The 1514-nt window shown below is 64.5% G+C and carries 2 protein-coding genes; both read left to right on the top strand.

Annotation, left to right across the window (positions count from 1 at the left end):
* Positions 1-280, top strand: a 280-nt coding sequence (locus RMO97_RS14590; protein WP_310541774.1) for an MmcQ/YjbR family DNA-binding protein, incomplete at its 5' end; no start/stop codon positions are given.
* A 57-nt stretch (positions 281-337) separates the two neighbouring features.
* Positions 338-1285: an IS5 family transposase gene (locus RMO97_RS14585; protein WP_310541773.1), complete on the top strand. Its 948-nt coding sequence runs from the start codon at positions 338-340 to the stop codon at positions 1283-1285.
* Positions 1286-1514 lie beyond the last annotated feature (229 nt).

The raw sequence follows: 1514 nt of genomic DNA, 5'->3' as shown, positions 1-1514 counted from the left end.
CGAGGAGGGCAGCCACATGGGCCATGCCGATTTCCGGGTCGGTGGAAAGATCTTCGCTACGCTCGGCTCACCGGACGAGGCCTGGGGGATGGCGTCGCTGATGCCGGAGCAGCAGGAGGATTTCATGACCCTGGCGCCCGGCACGTTCAAGCCGGCGGCGGGGGCCTGGGGGCGCGGCGGGAGCACTTTGGTGCGGCTGGAGGCGGTGACGGAGGACTTGCTCAAGGCGGCGCTCGCCGCGGCTTGGCGCAAGCGGGCGCCAAAGCTCCCCTCCCTGTAAGGGATCGTTGCATAATTCTTCGGAGACTGATTCACTGAGTCATCGAAGGAGGCGGTGATGGCGGGCCAGCGGGGATTTGCGGATCAGTGGGTGTCACCGAAGCTTGGTCGGAACGCGAGCCTTGAACGGCTGTCGTGTGAGGTGAAGTGGTATCGTTTCGAGAAGCTTTTGAAGTCGTTGCGGCACGATGGGCCGGGCCGGCCCCCATTCGAGCCGCTGCTGATGCTGAAGGCGCTGCTTTTGCAGCAGGTCTATGCGCTGTCCGATGCCGATCTGGAGGAGGCGATCAACGACCGCGTCTCGTTCCGCAAGTTCCTGGGGCTTTCGCTTGAGGCGCCGTCCCCCGATCATACGACCCTGTGCCGCTTTCGGAACCGCCTGAGCGACCATGGTCTGAGCGAGAAGCTGTTCGGCGAGTTCGAGCTCCAGCTGGAGAAGCGCGGCCTGATCCTGAAGCGCGGAACCATGATCGATGCTTCGTTGGTGGACAGCCCCTATCGTCCGGGCTCTCCCGGCGGCGAGCGGGCGCCATTTGACGAGGACGCCAGGCCCGTCGCACGCCAGGGCAAGCCGGGCGGCCGCTATGGCTACAAGGTCCACATCGGCGTCGATCATGGCAGCCGGCTGATCCGCCGGCTGGAGCTTACCGGTGCAAACACCAACGATACGGTGCCGGCCGACGAGCTCGTCTGCGGCGACGAGCAAGCCGTCTATGCCGACAAGGCCTATGCCAAGCGCGAGCGTAGCCGCTCGCTTCGCAGCCGAGGCATCAAGCCGAGAATCATGCACAAGACCTGGGGCGGAGGCCCGCCTCTCACCCGATGGCAGCAGCGGCACAACAAGCTCATCGCCCCCCTGCGCTCCCCGGTCGAAGGCGTCTTCGCGACCGTCAAACGATGGATGGGCATGGCCAAGGTCCGATACCGAGGCCTGACGAAGAACAAGAGCCATTGGTATCTGGTCGCGCTCGCCTACAACATGAAACGAGCGCTCAAGCTCGCCTGATCGCCACCCAGCGCCCAACCACAAAGCCAAACCGGCCACCCAAAGACGGCCACCGCCATCACTATCAAACGCGTCGCAGCCTCCCAGCTACCCATGACGCCATTTCGCAACGATCCCTGAAAGGGAGGGGAAGTCAGAGCAAACGCTCCAGGATCGGGATCAGAGGCTCGTCGGCGGGCGGCATCGGCAACGCGGCCATCTCGTCCGGCCGCAGCCATTTCAGGGCTTC

It is taken from the genome of Phenylobacterium sp. (assembly GCF_031425575.1).
Taxonomy (GTDB): Bacteria; Pseudomonadota; Alphaproteobacteria; order Caulobacterales; family Caulobacteraceae; genus Phenylobacterium.
The sequence above is the reverse complement of the archived record's forward strand: the minus strand, read 5'-3'. Positions and strand labels throughout refer to the sequence as shown.

What these genes read in the sequence shown, in the direction of transcription:
- RMO97_RS14585 (WP_310541773.1), top strand. Translation starts at nt 338, where the DNA reads ATGGCGGGCCAGCGGGGATTTGCGGATCAGTGGGTGTCACCGAAGCTT.